Origin of the sequence: Cystobacter fuscus DSM 2262 (assembly GCF_000335475.2) — a bacterium.
In the GTDB taxonomy this organism is placed as follows: Bacteria; Myxococcota; Myxococcia; order Myxococcales; family Myxococcaceae; genus Cystobacter; species Cystobacter fuscus.
In genome coordinates, this window is sequence record NZ_ANAH02000014.1 from 253,955 (window position 1) to 271,486 (window position 17,532).

Sequence of the window (17,532 nt, forward strand, 5' to 3'; positions counted from 1 at the left end):
ACGCTATCCAATGGCTGCCGTGACAGCAACGCGTGCGTGACGCGGCGAGCGGGGCTACGGCGCACAACCGGGGAGCACCATCGCCGCCCACTGGCGCGGGCGATGGATGCCGTCCGCCGTGAGCAGGGTGGTGGCCTCTTGCACGAGCGCACGGCCTTCCTCTCCGCCCACCAGCTCGCCCTTCCACCAGCGTGCACACGCCTCGAGGTTGGGCATTCCCAGGGCCCGGTACCCCTCGATGGCCGAGGACAGGTGCACGAGTGCCTGCTCGGGCTGCCCCCGCTGCCGGGCCACTCCCGCGCGAAGAAGCTGGGCGAGGAAGGGGCAGTCCTTGCGAATCTCCTTCTCCAGTTGGAGCGCATCCTCCTCGACCTGCCGGAGCAGCTCCGGCCGGCGCCCTGGCGCCTCGGCCGCCATCGCCAGCGCGAGCTGGGCGCGCAGGGCATGGCTCTCGATCCGGCTGGGCTGGCCACGGAAGATCTGCGCGGCGGTGAGCATGGGCCAGGTCTTCTCCAGCCGCGCCCAGGCACTCTCCGGCTTGCCTTGATAGAGGTCCGCTTGAGAGGTCCTCAGGAACGCGTGGTACTGCTGGATGGCCCCCGTCCGGGACCAGCCGGAGATGGCCTCGTCCACGAGCTCGCGGGCGTTGTCCGGCTCATCCCGGGCGACGAGGCAGAAGGCCGAGTAGAAGGAAGACATCACCCGGGAGAAGGAATCGCCGAGCTCGGTGGCGGTGCGGTGCCACTCCGACGCACGCAGCCCCAGCCCGTGCATGCTCCGCTGCGCATCGTGCAGGTTGCAGCCCAGACTGCGCCCGACGTTGAGCTCCCAGATGACATCCACCCCGTGCTGTTGCAGCAGCCGCATTCCCTTGTCGACATGGGCCCGCCCGCTGGCGAACTCTCCCCGCACCAGCGAACACGCCGCCTGATACACCTCGGCGAAGCCAATCAGGGCGGGCTGCTGGAGCCGCTCGGCGATGGCCGCCCCCTCCAAGAGGTAGCGGGACCCCTTCTCCAGGGCCGCGTGGCTGCCCTCCCACACCATGACGGGACCGAAGGCGATGAGCGAGCGGGCGATGCGGGAGGCCTCTCCGCACTCCAGTGCCAGCCGCAGGCTCTGGAGCTGGAAGCCCGAGGCGCGGATCCACTCCACGTTCGCCATCGCCTTGCCGAGCGACCAGCCCAGGTCCACCCGGTGGAGACGCTCGGGCGCAATCGCCAGGGCGGGCCGCTCCTGGAATGTCGTCCCCCTGCGCTGGAGCCGGCTCCTGTGCCACAGCATGTTCGCCAGCGCGCCTCGATGGGTGTCCCCGTAGGCGAGCTTCACCTGGGAGAGCATCGGCCGTACCAGCGCCAGACCCTCGTCGATCTGGCCGCCCAGCATGTAGCTCTCGGTGGCGCGGCGCTGGTTGTCCAGCACCTCCTCGGGGGCGCCACCCAGGCCCGCCACCTCGAGGAACAGGGGCGCGGCTTCGCGACACCGGCCGGCATTGGCGAGCGCCTCCGCGCGGCGCCGCTTCAGCGAGCCCAGGGTCCCGAGCGCGGGCTCCGGTGCGCCGCCGCTCCAGTCGATCGCCGCCCCGAAGAGCTCCGCCGCGCGATGGAAGGCGAGCGCCTGCTGGGCGCGCTCGGCCGCGCGCAGGGCATGGAGGGCCGCCTTGCGCGGCTCCCCCGCCCCATGGAAGTGCACCGCCAGTTGCTCGGGATCCGCTTCGGCACGCGTCTCCAGCACCTCGGCCAGCCGGCGGTGACGCGTGGTCAGCTCCGAGGCGCCCAGCTGCCCCACCACGTTCTCTCGAATCCGATCGTGGGAGATTTCCAGGCGGGTGTGCCCACCCAGGTGGAAGCGCAGCAGGTTGTGGGCCCGCAGCAGGATGAGCGAGGACAGGGCCGAGCCCGAGTTCCCCAACGCCTCGACGAGCACTTCCTCGCTGGTGGGCCGCCCGGAGACCGCGAGCAACTCCAGCAGATGGCGGGCCTCCTCGGGCAGGCCGTGGAGGCGCCGCCGGAGGACGTCCCCGAGCGAGACGGCCCCGGAGACCCCCGTCCCCCGGGCCGCCTCGGTGATGGGAGCACGGGCGAGCTCCTCGATGAAGAGGGGGTTGCCCCGCGACTCACGGGCGATGTGTTCGGCCCGCGTCCGGGCCTCGAGGGACGAGGTCCCCAGGCGACGCATCGCGAGCTGCGCGGAGACCTCCGGCGGCAGGGGCTCGAGCCGCAGCTCGCTCCGGGCCATCTGCCAGGTGGAGCCCGCCAGCAGTTGCTCGAACTCGACGAGGAAGGCACTGCTCCGGGCCTCGCTGGCGCGGTAGCTCGTGATGAGCAGCAGCGGAGGCGCCCCGGGCGGCGACAGCAGCTCGGCCAGGAAGCGCGCACTGTCCACGTCGCCCCACTGCAGATCGTCCAGGCAGAGCACCACCCGCGCGTGCTGGGAGATCCGGAGCAGCAACTCCTGGAGCACGGACACCGCGAGCTGGCGTGCCTGGAATGGCTCCGCGGGAGGGGCCGCGGGCGGCGTCTCTGGCTGCAGCTCCGCGCTCAGCACCAGCACCGGGAACAGGCGTGTGAGTTCGTGCATCCGCGGGGGAATGAGCTCCCGGGCCTGCTCCCGCGGCAGTTGCAGCAGGTAACGCCCCAGCGAGTCCATCAAGTCGTCCAGGGCCTTGTACGGCACGGACTCGCGCTCGTAGCAGCGCCCGAACAGGACCACGGCGCCGCGCGCGTGCAGCGAGTGGGTGAAGTGACGCAGGAGGGTACTCTTCCCGATGCCGGGCTCACCTTCCAGCTTCACGAGGGAGAGCGTCCCCGCCTCGGTCCGCTGGAACGCCTCCGTCAACAGCTTCAGCTCGGCCTCGCGGCCGATCAACTCCTGCCCGGAGTAGGTGGCGCGCACGCCCGGCTGGGTGTCTCCCCCCTGGGGTTGGAGGATCGCCACCAGCTCGGCATGGCCGGGACGGCGGCTGGGATCCGGGTCGAGCAGACGCACGCAGAGCTCGTCCAGATCCGGGGGAATGCCTTGCAGCAGGGTGGAGGGACGCGAAGCGCCCACCCGCTGTTGCGCGAGGCGTTCGTGCACCTGGCCCTGGAAGGGCCGCCTGCCCACGAGCGCCTCGAAGAGCATCACCCCCAGGCTGTACCAGTCGCTCGCCGGCGAGGCCTGCTCCCCGGACCATTGTTCGGGTGCCATGTAGGGCGGGGAGCCCGCCAACTCCTCGGGGGTGGTGTCCAGCGGGGCCGGCGCGAGCTCCTTGGCCAACCCGAAGTCGAGCACCACCACACGGCCGCTCGAGGTGACGATGACGTTGGAAGGCTTGAGGTCGCGGTGGACGATCCCCTGGGTATGCAGGGTGTGGACGCCCTGGACGAGGTGGAAGAAGACGGAGCGCAGGCGCTCGGGATCTCCGGTGAAGGTGCCGGGCTCGGACCGGGGCTCCTGCTGGGCGGAGGACGAAGAGGAGGACGCGACGGCCGCTGGCTGCACGAGGCTGACGGTTTCGTCGCTGGAGGATGCGGAGAGGCGTTGCTGGGTCTCCGTGGGAGCCTCCGACAGCGCCGTGACCTCGGGCTTGAGTGACAACAGCAGGGGGTTGCTGATGTTGGCCCGGGCGTCGCTCGTATTGGAGACGTAGGCGTTGAAGTGGCGCCCCTCGATGTACTCCATGGTGAAGAACCATTGGTCTCCCTCGGAGTGGAGTTCGTAGAGGGTGACCAGGTTGGGGTGCACCAGGTTCGCGAGCAGCCGGAACTCGTGCTTGAAGCGAAAGACGGCGGACGGGCGGGTCTCGTGGAGCAGCTTGAGGGCCACCACGGTGTTGTAATGGCTGTCCCAGACCTCATACACGGAGCCAAAAGCTCCCGAACCCAAGGGGCGACGGAGCTCGAACCGGCTGCTCCCTTGAAACGAGGACTTCGTCTGCAACAGCATCGTTCGTCTCCTGAACCGCTGTCGTGAAGGCGGGCAGGCTACCATGGATCCTCCCGCGTACTGGGGCGCGATCTCTCGGTTGCCCTTTAGTCGAGGAATCGTCTCCACCAGAGCCGGGCCTCGTCCTCGGTGACACGAAGCGTGGTGTACCGGGGCGGATCAACGGACACCGTGGTTCGCGGCAGGAACAGTGGCTCGAACCAGGGTTCCATCACCCGGGCGAACTCACGGTACGCGGGAAGGGTCTCGCCGGTGGTGAGGTCTCCGGCCTCCGGCCGCTCCCCAAGAGAGACAACGACGCGATCCTCGGCGAGTTCCACCAGGGTTGTTCCGGATGAGTGCAGCCGGGAACGGAGGGCCGTCGCGCCACCGAGTTGCGTGAGAACAGGCGGTCCGAGGAAGTTGAGCCAATGGACTCCATCCACCCGGAGGCCCACCCACCGCTCATTGAACCAGGCGGGCCGGAGATCGATGCCGGGATGGCGCATGACCTCGGAGCGAAAGCCGACATCCTTGACCCGGAGGTTCTGGTAGAGGTGAAGGGCCAGTCCCGCGTGCCCGGAGGCGAACATCAGCTTGGAGGCCATGTCGAGCGCCAACCCGCGCACACGCGCTGGCCCGTGTTCTTCGAGGTACTCAATGGGAAGCGTCGCGGTGAGCAGGCTCGAAATCGTCTCCTGGGGCTCAGGTCGCCACGGAATGCGAGCCTGGTACTCGAGTTGGTAGCCGTTCCGGCTGTTGTCGCCTCCAGTGAATAGTAGACCCCTCTCGAAGCCTCGCTTCTCAATCTCCCTTCGATATGGGGCTTCATAATCGGCAGGGAAGGACCATCGCTTCGTCGCCTGGAGAATGCGGTGCACCCAACTCCATCGCTCTGCGGTCAAGCGGGATCCTTCATCATGAGATAAATGAACGTAGTTGATGGTCTTGGGCCCCTGTCCTACCGCGCGCATATAGCTATCAATGGCGTGGCTTACCCCCAAAGCGAGTTCAGGGTGTTCGTACGGCATGTAGAACGCGATACGGATGACTTCGCGCGCGAGCAACTCTCTTGGCGGACGTGGAGGCTCCCCGTCGTAGAGCTTCCAGCGGTCCGAAGCCGTGCCACGAAGACGAAGGCGCGGATAGTGGCTGGCCATCAGTCAATACCAAGCTGCTTGAGACCGCCCGGGGTCACGAGTGCCACGGGACACCAAGTGAGAGGAGCTCGGCAGGTGAGGGCATGGAGGGAGTAGTCTAGAACTCAGCACCAGCGGCGTGATGCTCAGTCTTCTCCTGCGAGCTGCCGGAGCCTGGAGGCCACCCGTTCCTTGCCTGCTTGTCCCTGCGCGACCTCCATCGTGAGGTCATAGAGCGCGTCCGAGGAGGTGACGATGGACACGCCGTTCAGGTCGAGGAAGACGAGGGCGGCGAGAAGGCCGATCCGCTTGTTCCCGTCCACGAACGGATGGTTCGAGACGAGATGGAAGAGGTACGCGGCCGCCATGGTGAACAGATCCGGGTGGATGAACTCACCAGCAAAGGTCGCCATCGGCTGTGCGAGCGCGGATTCGAGGAGGCCCGGCTCGCGTAGTCCTGGAGGTCCACCGTACCGCTCGAGCTGGACGTGATGAATCTCGAGTACATCCTCGAGAGTGAGGAAGACCGGGCTCATTTCGCCAACTTGCGCAGGGTCTCGTCATGAGCGTCCATCATCCGCTTCGTCGCGTCACGCACCTGGCTCTTCCGCGCCTCGGGAGTGACGGGGCGGATGATGAGTGACTTCCCATCGGTCTCGATCTCCAGGGGCGTGTCCTTGTCGATGTGAAGAAGCTCGAGAATCGGACGGTCGATGATGAGTCCGAGGCTGTTACCGATGGTCGTCAGGGTCTTCCGCATGGAGCACCTCGCCACTTCGTTATAACAACGGTCGAACGCAGGTGGTACCCGCCCGGAGGGTGGGTGGAGTTGCCCCGGTTTTCCTGGCCGGTATTGCCCGAAAGCGGGCGAGCCGCAGGGGGAGGTTGGCACCAGCCGGGATCCACGGCAGCCCGAGCCCCGTCCCAGCAGCCAGGCGCTGATCGCCTCGTGACCGTGAAGTCACAGCGAATTGAAGCCCGACCGTGGGGCTTGTGGGGGTTCATTGCCGTTAATCCCTCACAACCCCCGATGCGCGAGCGGGGCGGGGGTCACTTCTTCGTCAGGATATCGAGCGCGGCGGTGCTCATCGCCTCGATGGCGGTCTGGAGGGTGGGCTCGGCATCGGGGGCCCACCGGGGGCTGTGGAGCGAGGGCAGCTTCGTGGGGTCTCCTCCGGCCGCGTCCCACCGGGCCTGTGGGACGCCGCCCACCACGAAGAGCATGCTCTGGATGGACTTGTCGGACAGGGAATAGCGGCTGAAGTCCTCCCCTCCGGTGGTGGGCGGCACCTCCACCACGCGCTCCGCGCCGAAGCGCCGGGTCCAGGCGTCGACGAGCCGATCCGTCAGGGGCCCGGTGTTGAAGACGGAGGGATAGAACTCCTCCTCCTTCGTCGTCACGACGGGCATGTGGTCCTCGGGGAGGCCGGCGGCGATGGCCTCGCCGCGCGCGATCCGGGCGATGCCCTCGAGCAGATGGCGGCGCGTCTCCGCCGAGTAGCTGCGCACGGTGAGCTGGAGCCGGGCCTCGCTGGGGATGATGTTGTGTTTGCTCCCCGCGAGGAAGCTGCCCACGGTCACCACCGCCGTCTCCTGGGGCGCGAGTTCCCGGCTGACGAGTGTCTGGAGCGTCCCGACGATGCGCGAGGCGAGGACGATGGGATCCCGCGTCGTATGGGGCGAGGCACCATGGCCTCCCACGCCCTTCACCAGGATGTCGACGGAGTCGACGTTCGCCGACATGTGGCCCCGCGAGTAGCCCACGGTGCCCGCGGGAAGATCCGCGACGTCGTGGAGGGCGAGCGTGAACTGGGGTTTGGGAAAGCGCGTGTAGAGCCCGTCCGCCAGCATGGCCCGGGCCCCCACCCCCACCTCCTCCGCCGGCTGTCCGATCATGACGAGCGTGCCGGACCAGCGAGCCTTCAGGGCGGCCAGACGGCGCGCGGTGCCCACCCAGGCCGTCATGTGGAGATCATGGCCACAGGCATGCATCACCCGCGTCTGCGCGCCCTCGCGCGTGACGGCCTTCACCTGGCTGGCGTAGGGCAGCCCCGTGGCCTCCTCGACGGGGAGCCCGTCCAGATCGGTGCGCACCAGGAGCACCGGGCCGGGTCCGTTCTCGAGCACCGCCACCACGCCATGGCCCCCCACCCCGGGAGTCACGGTGAAGCCGAGCTTCTTCACCTCCGTGGCGAGCCGGGCCGAGGTCGCCTTCTCCTGGAGGCTCAGTTCGGGATGGGCATGCAGGTCGCGGTAGAGCGCGAGCAGGCCCGGCAGGTCGGCCTTGATCTGTTCCGCGAGCGGATCAGCGAGGACGGGCGCGGGAAGCAGCAGCGCCGCGGCGGCGAGCAGGAGGCGGGGGGAGGGGAGTACACGGAAGGAAAAGGAAGGAGGGCTCATGGCGACGCCGGTCATAGGACGTCACCCCGGACGGAGGAAAGACGGGCGATAGACCCATCGATGTCGGCGCGGTAGCCTCACGGGCCATGACCGAGCCGAAGAGCAAGAACGACACTGGCCGCTTCGTCTGGTACGAACTCCTCTCGACCGACCCGCGGGGCGCTCTCGCCTTCTATCCCGAGGTCGTGGGATGGAAGACGCAGCCGTTCGAAGTCGGCGGGGACGGGGACTACAGGATGTGGGTCGGCGGCCAGGGGCCACTCGGCGGCGTGACCGCGCTGCCCGAGCCCGCGAAGAAGTTGGGCGCGCCGTCCTACTGGCAGGCGAACGTGCAGGTCGCGAACGTCGACGAAACCCTCGCGGAGGTGAAGCGCCTCGGCGGCCAGGTCTACGTGAACGAGGACGTCCCCTCCGTGGGACGCTTCGCGGTGATTGCGGACCCGCAGGGGGCGGTCATCGCGGTCTTCACGCCCGCGGCTGACGTTCAGTCGCACGACGTCGCGAAGCAGGGCGAGTTCTCGTGGCACGAGCTGTACACGACCGACCACGAAGCCGCGTTCACCTTCTATGCGCGCATCGTCGGCTGGGAGCGCCTCGGCGAGTTCGACATGGGCGCGATGGGCAAGTACCTGCTGTGGGGCCGCAACGGCAAGCAGCTCGGCGGCATGCTGACCCTGCCGAAGGGGATGAAGACGCCCGACGGGCGCGACGTGCCGCCGTCGTGGATGTACTACGTCACGGTCGAGGATCTGGACGCCGCGCTTGCCCGCGCGACGGCGAAGGGTGCGCGGGTGCTCAACGGCCCGATGGAGGTCCCCGGTGGCCAGCGCGTCGTGCAGCTCATGGATCCGCAGGGCGCCGCGTTCGCGCTCACCACTCCGCCGACGTCGCGGTGAAGGGGGCTGAGTAGAGGCGCTTTACTTCCGACCGCTTCGGATTCCCGCAGACCTCTTCCCTCGGCGGCAGGTTCGATTTCCGCCGCCTCCAGTAGAGTTTCAGTCGTCGTACAACCCGTCCATGAACTCCTGGAAGCTGTTGGCGACGGGGTGGACGGAGCCCTCGACGGAGACGAGGACGATACGAGGCTGTTCGGGCGAGCCTCGGTAGTCAAAACACAGGTCCTCTCCACCAGGGGTTCTGGCGAAGGGGAAGATGCCCGATGGGACATGGGAGCGAATGACTTCGTATGAATTGATGATGCAGTAGCTCTCCCTCCCCTCGTGTTCGGAGACTGTCAGTAGCACACCCAATGCATTGTCGCCTCTTCCAACCCTGAACCCATTGGGCTCGGGGGCCATGCCCTGATACATGGATACAACCCGCTTGTAGTCATCGGGAAGTTTGACTCTCCATGCAGACTCGATCCGCTCCAATTCATGTGGACTGACGGACCCTGGCGCCTTCAGGACGTGCGGTCTCCAGTGAACACTCATTTGAACTCCTCCATCCGAAAATCTATTGGTATCCGCCTCCCCAGATGGACATCCCTCCGGTGTGCGGTCTCGCAAGCTGGTGTGCGCCATCCGTAATGAGCTGCATTCTGCCTACGTCCTGGTGGTGATGCCATGTATAACCACTTGGAGCAGTCGTGCTCGTCGGCAACGCTTCAATCTCTCCTGGAGAGAGCTTCAGCTCTTTTGCCAGACGGGGATCGGCCGTGACCGCCTCATGCAGTCGTTGGTTGGCCGCCTTGAAATGCATCCTGTGGCTGCTGCTCCCGATGTGGACGTCATCAATGAGCGTCTCGAACTTCGTCTCGAACTCGGCGAAGCCGTGCTTGTCGAAGCGGACGGTCTCCCTCCCGTTCGTCACCGTCTTGCCTGCACGGTTGCGTCCGAGAATGGCAATGGGTTGAGGCGGCTGCCTTGTCCCCTTGTAGGGCAGCACTCGGCCGTCCTGGGTGAGCCTGGGCTTGCGCCACTCCTCCACGCGCTCGATGAGGTGGCGCTTCGGGGCCGGGCCTCCCTTGGAGGAGTCAGGGGCCGAGGCGCGCACGTCCTGGCTGCTGCTCATGCCCTGTTGCGCCATGTACGCGGCCGTTGGCGTCAGGGTCACCGTCACCGCAGGCCGGGCCACCACCACTGCTTGGACCTGGCGGGCCACCGCCAACAAGTCCAGCTCCGTCTCCGCCTTGAGCAGTTGCGCTGCCCGGCCAAAGCCCGGCAGCCCCGGGCCCTTCATCATCCCGTGCGCCGTCCACCCCAGTGCCGCCGTCGCCACCAGCACCAGCACCTGCCCCACCTGCTCGCCCAGCACTCGTCCGTAGCGCTCTCCGAAGCTCCTCAACTCCACCAGGGAGCGAGCGCTCCGGACCGCCTCCTGTAATTGCCGGTAGCCCTCTACTACGTTGAAGAGCGTGTTCGCTCCCAGGTACGCGACCAGCGTCACCGTCATCCCCAAGGCGATCAGCTTGGAGGTTGGCTCGGGCAGTAGCAGCATGCCGAGGTAGATGGAGAGCGAGGTGTAGACAGCAATCTTCAATTGCTCCGGGTCTACCGAGGCCTCTCCTACTGACTGAACACCGGGCCAGAGGCTCTCGAACGCGAACATGAGCGCCAGGTCCGCCCGCTCCTCCTCGTCCAGATGCAGTTCTGGCTCTCGGACAGTCCCGCGGCGCGAAGGGGCCTCGTGCTGGGAGCACGAACTCGACCAGGCGAGCTGCGAGGAGCGCGAGGCTCGCCAAGCCGCAGAGAGCCTCGGAATCTTGCCAGGCCGGTGGAAGAGGGGTTGGGGCGGGCCGGGGAGTTGCGCCACCAGCAACCGCATGGCGTGCTCGAACTCGGCCTGGGAGAAATGCACGGGCGCGCGCTGGGGCAGGGCGGGGAGCACCACCTGTCGGCCTTCCGCCTCGAGCACCACCCGCGCGGGCCCGGCCACCGACTCGCAGGACTCCTCCGCCACCGCTCTGGCGGGCTCCTGCTCCCACCGCATTCCATCGTCCGTTGCGCATGCGGCCAAGGCCAGTACCAGCGTCACTGCCCACGGGCGCAGCCCTTGAAGGGCTCGGCTCGTGCGCTCATGGCGCGTTGGCGGCTTGCGCCCTCTCCTGCTCGTGGCCGGCATGGGAGCGCAGCATGGTCCACATCATTTGATTGGGACAAGCCGGCGCGCGAGCGGAGAGCAGCGCTCATGCGGCCCGGGTACCCGCCGGAGGTGTCCCGCCGGAGGTGTCAAAGGATTTGAAACGAGAGACCCGAACCAGAACGAGACTCGGCGTGGACGGTTGAACCCACCCCCTTCAAATGCTTCCGCGGACTTGCGAGTTGGCGCGCACGGTGCATCCGGCCTGGCGGAACGCACGCGGGGAGAAGGGGATGGGCTGGCCGCTGAGGATGTTCCAAGAGGAGGGTGACTACTTCGTCACCTCCAGGTGCTTCCCAGAGAAGGTGTCAAAGAACTCGTGTGCGCCAGGCAAAGCCTGGGTGAGGAGGAAGCAATGTAGAGAGTGGAAACCTCACGAAGGGACCCTGCGGGTTCAAACCCCGCCCCGCAGAGGAGGCCACCAGCCGGAAGCGAGTCTTGCGTGGTGCCGGGGAGACCCGGGCTGCGAAGCGTAGACAGCGAGTGGGTGGGCCGCGTGATTGAGCCCTGAAAGAATTGAATCGTCGCGAGAGCCGACGCCGTACGAGTAGCGGAAGGCAGCAGCCCAGGGCCGAAACAGGCCAGGTCCTGGGGTCTCGCCGGGGTCTGAGAGCGGGGCACGCACACAAGAGGGTCCACCAGGAACCTGGGAGTAGTACCGCTGAAGCAGGGGAACGCACCCGGGCGGACCCTGTGGAGGGAACACCGGAACATGGAATCGAGGGAGGGAAAGATGGCGGGGACACCGAGCCCCTACAACCGTCTCAACGAAACTCCAACGGATAGCGACGCTGGCGAGCAGCTCATCCAGCGCAGGGTGCGAGAAGGGGTGTCACCGACTCGCAGCGAAACCATGAGCCGAGGAGCCGGATGCGGGAATTCTGCACGTCCGGATCTGTGGGGGGCCGGGGTGGGCAACTGCCCCGGTCTACCCGACTCCGACACCTCTCGCTCTCCGAGTCGTTCCTACGAGTCGTCTGACACCCTTCTCGGCGTTGCCTCAGGCGATGGGCTCGGCTCCGCCCCGCTGGGGGGAGCGCTCTGCCGCCCGTCCGGCGATGCTTCAGCGCACCCGCAGCACCCGCAGGAGGCCTCGGAGGACGGGCAATTGCCGTCCGAAGGAAGCCTCTTCATCACAGAAATCGAGCACGAACGCATGTTCGGCATTCGCTCGACCGATGACGTTGAAGCACGTATTGCCCAGGAAGTACTCCGTCTGCAGGCCCTTCCAGTTCTCACCGGAGATTTCCGTGGTGCTGGCGGCGCCGCTTCCCGTCAGGAACCGGGGTTGGCCATCGTGCTCCTCGAAATTCTCGGCGACATAGGCGTCGTAATCCACGTCAGCGCAAGAAATGTCGACGTTCGCGGTTTTGATGCCGGAGCCAGAATCGTACTGATACTCGATGACCGCGCGGTTTCCTTGCTCTCTCGAGACCCGCCACCTTTCGGAGGGAGGAAGGCCGAAGGCGCAGTCACCCGCCTTGAAGGTGAGTGATGGGGATGATGGAGGAGGCGGGGTTTCGTGCTGTCCCCCCGCGGAGCCGTCCTCAGGAGCGCGGGAACTGGTCGGCCTTTCCTGCTCGGGATAAACAGCGGGCGCTGACGTGGCGCAAGACGTGGCCAGGTTCGTGAGTACCATCCAGGCTGCGAGCGTGTAGTTCTTCATCGGATTTGGCGGGTCATGAACGAGGGGAATGCCAGTGAATCCGTTCCTTGTGCGTCTGGATAGAGCGTGTCGGTGACGACGGCCTGCACATTCGTGAAGACATCACGCCTTTCCGGCAGGCCATTCATCCTGTTGGTCGTGGTGGGGGATCCTGTATTGACGTGACGGCCCACCAGATCGAGGGCCGGGTTGGACAGGTGGGTTTCCGTGACCATTGCCGACGTGCAACGATGCTGTCGGAAATCGAAATTGTTGCAGATGGAAATACTCCACTGGACGTTTGGCTGTGGGCTGCCACACGTGCGGTTGGCGCGATTCTTCGACCACCAATACCCCGCGCTCTCGGTGCGGTCGTAGTTGTTGGTCTCGACTGCGTCCCGCCAGACGATATTCTGCTGAGCGTTGTTGATCTGTCTTCCTCGCCACTCGAAATAGCGGAGATAGCCGTCCATGTGGGTCAATTGGATGATCCCCCGGCCATACCAATCTGCGTAGGTATGTCCGGCTCCGCGCCCGCCTTCGTAGTACTGATTCAGGTACTGCGACTCGACGATCGCATTGGCGAGAAAGCAACTGATGCGATGTGTCGACGTGATGGCGTGCTTCCGCATCATCTTGTTGAGATCCGCGAGAATGTTGTTGATGCGGGTCCGTGCGGTGCCGTAGCCAATGGTGGAGCGGTAGATCGTTCGGCTTCTGTGGTCTTCCGCGACGAAAGACCTGGGCAGGCACTGAACGGCTTCTGATTCATTCAGCCACAGGCACTTCCGGTAATGGTGGATGAACTGCAGCGGATGAAAGTGCCAGGTCGAGCGGTCGGTGGCCAGAGGTGTCTGAGACCAGAAGGCCATCCGGTTGACATGGGCCTCGAACTGGTCCCAATCGGACTGCTCCTGCAAGGGACCTCCGGCCTCTCGCTGCCGGGCGTAGCGCGTGGCTAGGTCGCTGGCGTCCCATTCGCTGGGGTGCTTGCAGATGAGAAACCGCAGCGTCTCGGCGATGTCCTCGCGGCTGGCATGGTTGGCAAACTCATTCTTGTCGATTTCGCCATCATTGTTGGTATCGGGCGGTTGTCCGATCAGGTTGAGCAACGTGGGGACATCACAAATGCCATCGCTCGTCCTGGCGGTCTGTCCCTCGTCCAGCCGTTGCCAATGCAGGGCGAAGTCAGCATCGGATAGCACCGAGACGTTGTTGGCCGCGGCGGCCAGGTTGATATAGCCCATCGCGGTGTCGGAGTAGCGGATGAGTTGCCAGTTCTCCGTGCGGGTGGTGCGATCAGGGCCGAGCACGCGTCCGAAGCGGAGGTACTCGAAGCCGGCACTCACGCAGCCGACGTAGAGCGCGGAGGCGAGCCGATATAATTCGTGTTCATAGTCGTCTTGGACGACCGGTTGCCCGAGTTGCTCCCGCCTCCCGTCGGCGAGCACACGAAAGGTCGTGGCGGTACGGCGGCCTTCGGAGAGGTTGACCACGACATGCAGGGCCTGCCCCGTGTTCTGGCCCGCCTGGCCCACGGGTAGATGATTGTAGAAGACGTTGCCGCCCAGGTTGATGCGGTGTGGCGCGACGGCTTGCGGATGGCGAGCGGCGAAGGTCCGATCGGCCGGAATGATGAAGTGCATGTCGCCAAACACATCATCCGAACCGTGCCCGCCTTGCGCGATCGTGGTGCGGTCGCGCCAGAATTCCGAGAAGTCGCTATCGGTCGCGAAGATCTCGAAGTGAACCCGGCGCTGGCCGTAGAGCACACCGGCGAAACCGAGCACCTCCTTGCGCCACACACGGGTATTAGCGGGGGCGCTCACCGCATTGGGGCCAGGGGTCGAGTTGCGCAGGAACGCGGGCAGTTGGGCGAGCTGGGCGGCGGTGAGCTGGCCTCTCGAGCGCAGGTGCATGTACAGCGAGTAGAACACCACGCGCGTGTTTTCGCCGGAGTTCGTGGTGTGCTTGAGCAGGACGAAACTGGTGTCGAAGCGGTCCTGCTCTTGTTGGGGGGAACGGGCGCCGACGCTGTCCTGCGCTTGAGCATAGGTCTCGACGTCCGCCGCGACACGGTAGGCGATCACCTCGCCGTCGGCGATGGCCCGGATCGGTTCGTTTTCACTCTCGGGTTCCAGGTGGATGCCGCCATGCCAGCGATTACCCACGGTGACGGGATAGATCCCCTCGTCGCTGCGCGTCTGGTTCAGCATGTGCTGCAGCCGAGCTTGTTCACTGGCATTGCGTTGGGAGGCAGACAGGAGAGGGTAGCTGATCAACATGAAGATCTGTCCTCGGACAGAACGAGCCTTCGCCGACCCGCGGCCACGTTCGTGCCGGTAAAGAAGTCGATGCGCGAGCCCGAGAATAACGCCTCCGATATTCTGAGTACACCGGGTTGTTCACGGAAAGTGGAGCCCTCTGGCGGGCCAGGAGTTCTCAGGTCCCTGGACGGGCCACACTCTCCGTGCTAGGATCGCTCTCTGAAACCCTGTCGGAAGCTCCATGCTCAAGATCAACGAACAGCAGATGCTCCGCTTCGCTGAGTCGCGCATCCGCGGTTTCGAGGAGCGGATGGTCCACCACCTTGGCGAGCTCTTCCCTCTGCGTTGCGCGGCCATGGGGGCCTCGAGCCTCCGCAGCATGGTACAGGGTGGAATTCGGCGTGCGACCTCCCATGGCCTCACTGTCGAGAAGGATGTCTGCCTCTTCATTTGCGCGATGTGTGCCCTGGGCGAGGGGGTCGATGTGGACGCCCACTCCCCGTGGGTGATGCAGGTCCTCGGGAAGGAGAGCCCCGGGACCACTTCCGAGAAAGTGGAGCGGCTTTGTGAGCTTGCTTCGGAGCGCCTCTCCCAGGCAGGAGATGGCCCTCAGGACGAAGCGATGGAACTGCAAGCCTCCACGGCCCTCGCAGAAGCGCCGCGCAGAGCCGCCCAGGCCCAGTTCTGCAATAGAAGTCCTGTCGAGAGGCCCATCATTCCTTGTCCGAGAAAGCGCGGCTATCTCTTCTCGGTATGAACTGGCGTATAGAGGAGATGAAGCGGCCGGGCGCCACGGGCGTGGAGGCCCACCGAGCCCTACATTGCGGCGACGCGGACGTGACCGCCGGAGGGGGAGTGGGCGATGGAATAATCGGCATCGACGTACACAAGCGGGATATCCAGGTGTGCATCCTGGCCGAGGGTGGCGAGGTGGTATTGGAGCAGCGCATCCGCACGCAACGGGAGCAGTTGGGCGAGCTGCTGAGCAAGCGCCCGAGGGCGCGGGTGCTGGTGGAGGCGTCCACCGAGAGCGAATGGGTGGCGCGGTGCATGGAGGAGATGGGCCACGAGGTGGTGGTGGCCGACCCCAACTTCGCGCCCATGTACGCCACGCGCAGCCGTCGGGTGAAGACAGACAAGAGGGATGCTCGCAGCCTGGCGGAGGCGTGCAAGTTGGGAGCGTACCGGCCGGCGCACCGTACCTCGGACGCCAAGAGGCACATGAAAGCGCAGCTGGCCGTACGCGAGGCGCTGGTGCGCACGCGCGGCGGCCGGTTCGATTCCCGCCGCTTCCACTGGAAGTGACCCGCCGCTCCGCAGTGTGCGCGCCGCCCTTCACGAGCCCGGGGGAACACGCCGAGGTTGCGCACGCAGCGCTACGTCATCGCCGAGCGACCTCGGGAGGTTTTCGCGCGCTTCGGCTCTACGGGGAACTCCGTCGACTGCGTTGCGTCGCTTTCGTTTGGGGCCGGGCCGAAGACGCCGCGCCCGTTGCGGCCGTGACGAGTCGGAGCTCCTCGAGCGCCCCGCGGACGTGATGTGAGAGGTCGTGCTCCTGGGGGTCTTCGAGCCAGCGCTCGAACGCGCTTTTGAAGATGGCGATCCCCGTCTCGGCGATGAGGCTGGCGGCCGGCCTGGCGACGCCTCGCCCTCGCAGGCTCTCGGCGATCGCCGATGCGAGCGATGAGAGCTTGATCAGCTCGCGTTCTCGAAGCTCGGCATGCGCCGCGATGAGGGCCTGCCGTGTGCGCGACCGCGCACGGCGCTCCTCGAACATTGGCGCCGTGGCTTCGAGAGCGGTGGCGACGGCGTCGAGCGGTGCCGTCGTTTGTGGAGCACCCGTGATGGTATCGACGATGAGCTTCTCGAGATCCTTCGAGCCCGAGAACAGGACCTCGCGCTTGTCGGCGAAGTAGCGGAAGAAGGTCCGCTCGGTGAGCCCGGCGCGCGCGGCGATCTCCTCCACGGTCGTGCGGTCGTACCCGCGCTCTTGGAAGAGCTCCATCGCGGCTTGCTGCAGCCGTTCGTGTGCGTTGGGTTCCCAGCGGCTCATGCGCTCCAGCCTAGCTGATTTCAGGAACTGACATCATCTGATTGCAGGAACTGACATCAGCTGCTAGATGTGATGTCAGACCCTGACATCAGGAGGTTCCATGCGCGTCTTCGTCACCGGTGCGTCCGGTCATATCGGTTCCGCTCTCGTTCCCGAGCTGCTCGCCGCGGGGCACGAGGTCGTCGCCCTCGCTCGCTCCGACACCTCGGCCGCCGCATTGGCGTCCGCCGGCGTCGAGGTGCGCAGAGGCACCCTCGACGACCTCGATGCTCTCCGAGAGGCCGCCGCCGCCGCGGATGGCGTCATCCACCTCGCGTTCAAGCACGACGTGGCCTTCACCGGTGACTACGCGGGGGCGGCGGCGGCCGATCTCCGTGCCATCGAGGCCGTCGGTGGGGCGCTCGAGGGCTCCGGCAAACCGTTCGTGGGCACGGGGGGAACGCTCCAGCTGGCGTTTGGCGTGCGCGGTCGTATCGGCACCGAAGACGACGTCCTCGAGAGCGGACCGCGCGTCGATTCGGAGAACGCCGTCATCGCGCTCGGTCGGCGCGGTGTCCGCTCCTCGGTCATCCGTCTTGCACCGACGGTGCATAGCTCATTGGATCTCCACGGGTTCATCCCGTCGCTCATCGCGATGGCGCGTAAGAACGGCTTTGCTGCCTACGTCGGAGAAGGGTCCAACCGTTGGCCCGCGCTGCACACACTCGACGCGGTGCGCCTGTTCCGCCTGGCATTGGAAGCGGCGCCGGCGGGTTCACGTCTCCACGGTGCCGCCGACGAGGGCGTCCCGTTCCGCCACATCGCTGAAGCCATTGGCCGTGGCCTCGGGCTACCGGTGGCCAGCATCTCGGCGGACGACGCCAGCAAGCACCTTGGCTTCCTTGCCACCTTCGCGCAGCTCGACAACCCCACGTCCAGCACGCGCACGCGGGAACTGCTGCGCTGGCAGCCGACGCACCCAGGCCTGCTCGCCGATCTCGCCGAGCGTCACTACTTCGAACCTTCGCCGTCGTCTGGAAACGCGGCTGCTTGACGTCATCG

14 protein-coding genes are annotated in these 17,532 nt (G+C 66.1%); 4 read left to right on the top strand and 10 right to left on the bottom strand.

The genetic code is table 11. The features are described from left to right. Positions 1 to 54: 54 nt before the first annotated feature. The 5 genes from D187_RS24910 to D187_RS24930 all read right to left on the bottom strand — a co-directional run bounded on the left by D187_RS24910 (position 55) and on the right by D187_RS24930 (position 7,445). Positions 55 to 3,972: a serine/threonine-protein kinase gene (locus D187_RS24910; protein ID WP_081713841.1), complete on the bottom strand. Its 3,918-nt coding sequence runs from the start codon at positions 3,970 to 3,972 to the stop codon at positions 55 to 57. Between the two features lie 41 nt (positions 3,973 to 4,013). Next, positions 4,014 to 5,066: a type VI immunity family protein gene (locus D187_RS50280; protein WP_245591811.1), complete on the bottom strand. Its 1,053-nt coding sequence runs from the start codon at positions 5,064 to 5,066 to the stop codon at positions 4,014 to 4,016. Between the two features lie 125 nt (positions 5,067 to 5,191). Beyond that, entirely contained in the window at positions 5,192 to 5,581 is a 390-nt protein-coding gene (locus D187_RS24920) for a type II toxin-antitoxin system death-on-curing family toxin (protein ID WP_002625855.1), read from the bottom strand. Then, positions 5,578 to 5,805: an AbrB/MazE/SpoVT family DNA-binding domain-containing protein gene (locus D187_RS24925; RefSeq protein ID WP_002625854.1), complete on the bottom strand. Its 228-nt coding sequence runs from the start codon at positions 5,803 to 5,805 to the stop codon at positions 5,578 to 5,580. Before D187_RS24925 ends, D187_RS24920 begins: the two co-directional genes overlap by 4 nt. A gap of 290 nt (positions 5,806 to 6,095) precedes the next feature. After that, positions 6,096 to 7,445 carry an amidohydrolase gene (locus D187_RS24930; RefSeq protein WP_051256531.1) on the bottom strand — a complete coding sequence of 450 codons (1,350 nt, stop codon included), beginning with the start codon at positions 7,443 to 7,445 and terminating at the stop codon, positions 6,096 to 6,098. Between the two features lie 86 nt (positions 7,446 to 7,531). Between D187_RS24930 and D187_RS24935 the strand changes: the two genes are divergently transcribed. Beyond that, positions 7,532 to 8,341, top strand: coding sequence for a VOC family protein (locus D187_RS24935; protein ID WP_002625852.1), 810 nt, complete (start codon positions 7,532 to 7,534; stop codon positions 8,339 to 8,341). Positions 8,342 to 8,440: 99 nt separating this feature from the next. Here D187_RS24935 and D187_RS24940 read toward each other — a convergent pair whose 3' ends face one another. The 4 genes from D187_RS24940 to D187_RS24955 form a co-directional block, all read right to left on the bottom strand. Beyond that, positions 8,441 to 8,968, bottom strand: coding sequence for an SMI1/KNR4 family protein (locus tag D187_RS24940; protein ID WP_081713842.1), 528 nt, complete (start codon positions 8,966 to 8,968; stop codon positions 8,441 to 8,443). Beyond that, entirely contained in the window at positions 8,901 to 10,376 is a 1,476-nt protein-coding gene (locus D187_RS50285; protein WP_051256510.1) for an HNH endonuclease, read from the bottom strand. Before D187_RS50285 ends, D187_RS24940 begins: the two co-directional genes overlap by 68 nt. 1,213 nt (positions 10,377 to 11,589) lie before the next feature. Beyond that, positions 11,590 to 12,192, bottom strand: a complete 603-nt coding sequence (locus D187_RS55435) for a hypothetical protein (protein ID WP_155893557.1) — start codon at positions 12,190 to 12,192, stop codon at positions 11,590 to 11,592. After that, positions 12,189 to 14,456: a hypothetical protein gene (locus D187_RS24955; protein WP_002621702.1), complete on the bottom strand. Its 2,268-nt coding sequence runs from the start codon at positions 14,454 to 14,456 to the stop codon at positions 12,189 to 12,191. The genes D187_RS55435 and D187_RS24955 overlap by 4 nt, the downstream gene beginning before the upstream one ends. Positions 14,457 to 14,679: 223 nt before the next feature. On the opposite strand from D187_RS24955, the gene D187_RS24960 reads away from it, so the two are divergent. Next, the gene (locus D187_RS24960; protein WP_043431368.1) at positions 14,680 to 15,195 is read left to right on the top strand and encodes a hypothetical protein; all 516 of its coding nucleotides are present in this window, start codon (positions 14,680 to 14,682) and stop codon (positions 15,193 to 15,195) included. 17 nt (positions 15,196 to 15,212) lie between these two features. Beyond that, positions 15,213 to 15,743 (top strand): IS110 family transposase, encoded by a 531-nt coding sequence (locus tag D187_RS24965; protein WP_043431370.1) that lies wholly within the window; start codon positions 15,213 to 15,215, stop codon positions 15,741 to 15,743. Between the two features lie 118 nt (positions 15,744 to 15,861). On the opposite strand, the gene D187_RS24970 is transcribed toward D187_RS24965, so the two are convergent. Beyond that, positions 15,862 to 16,491: a TetR family transcriptional regulator gene (locus D187_RS24970; RefSeq protein WP_002621704.1), complete on the bottom strand. Its 630-nt coding sequence runs from the start codon at positions 16,489 to 16,491 to the stop codon at positions 15,862 to 15,864. A 100-nt stretch (positions 16,492 to 16,591) separates the two neighbouring features. Here D187_RS24970 and D187_RS24975 point away from each other — a divergent pair, with 100 nt between their 5' ends. Then, positions 16,592 to 17,524 carry an SDR family oxidoreductase gene (locus D187_RS24975; protein ID WP_002621705.1) on the top strand — a complete coding sequence of 311 codons (933 nt, stop codon included), beginning with the start codon at positions 16,592 to 16,594 and terminating at the stop codon, positions 17,522 to 17,524. Positions 17,525 to 17,532 lie beyond the last annotated feature (8 nt).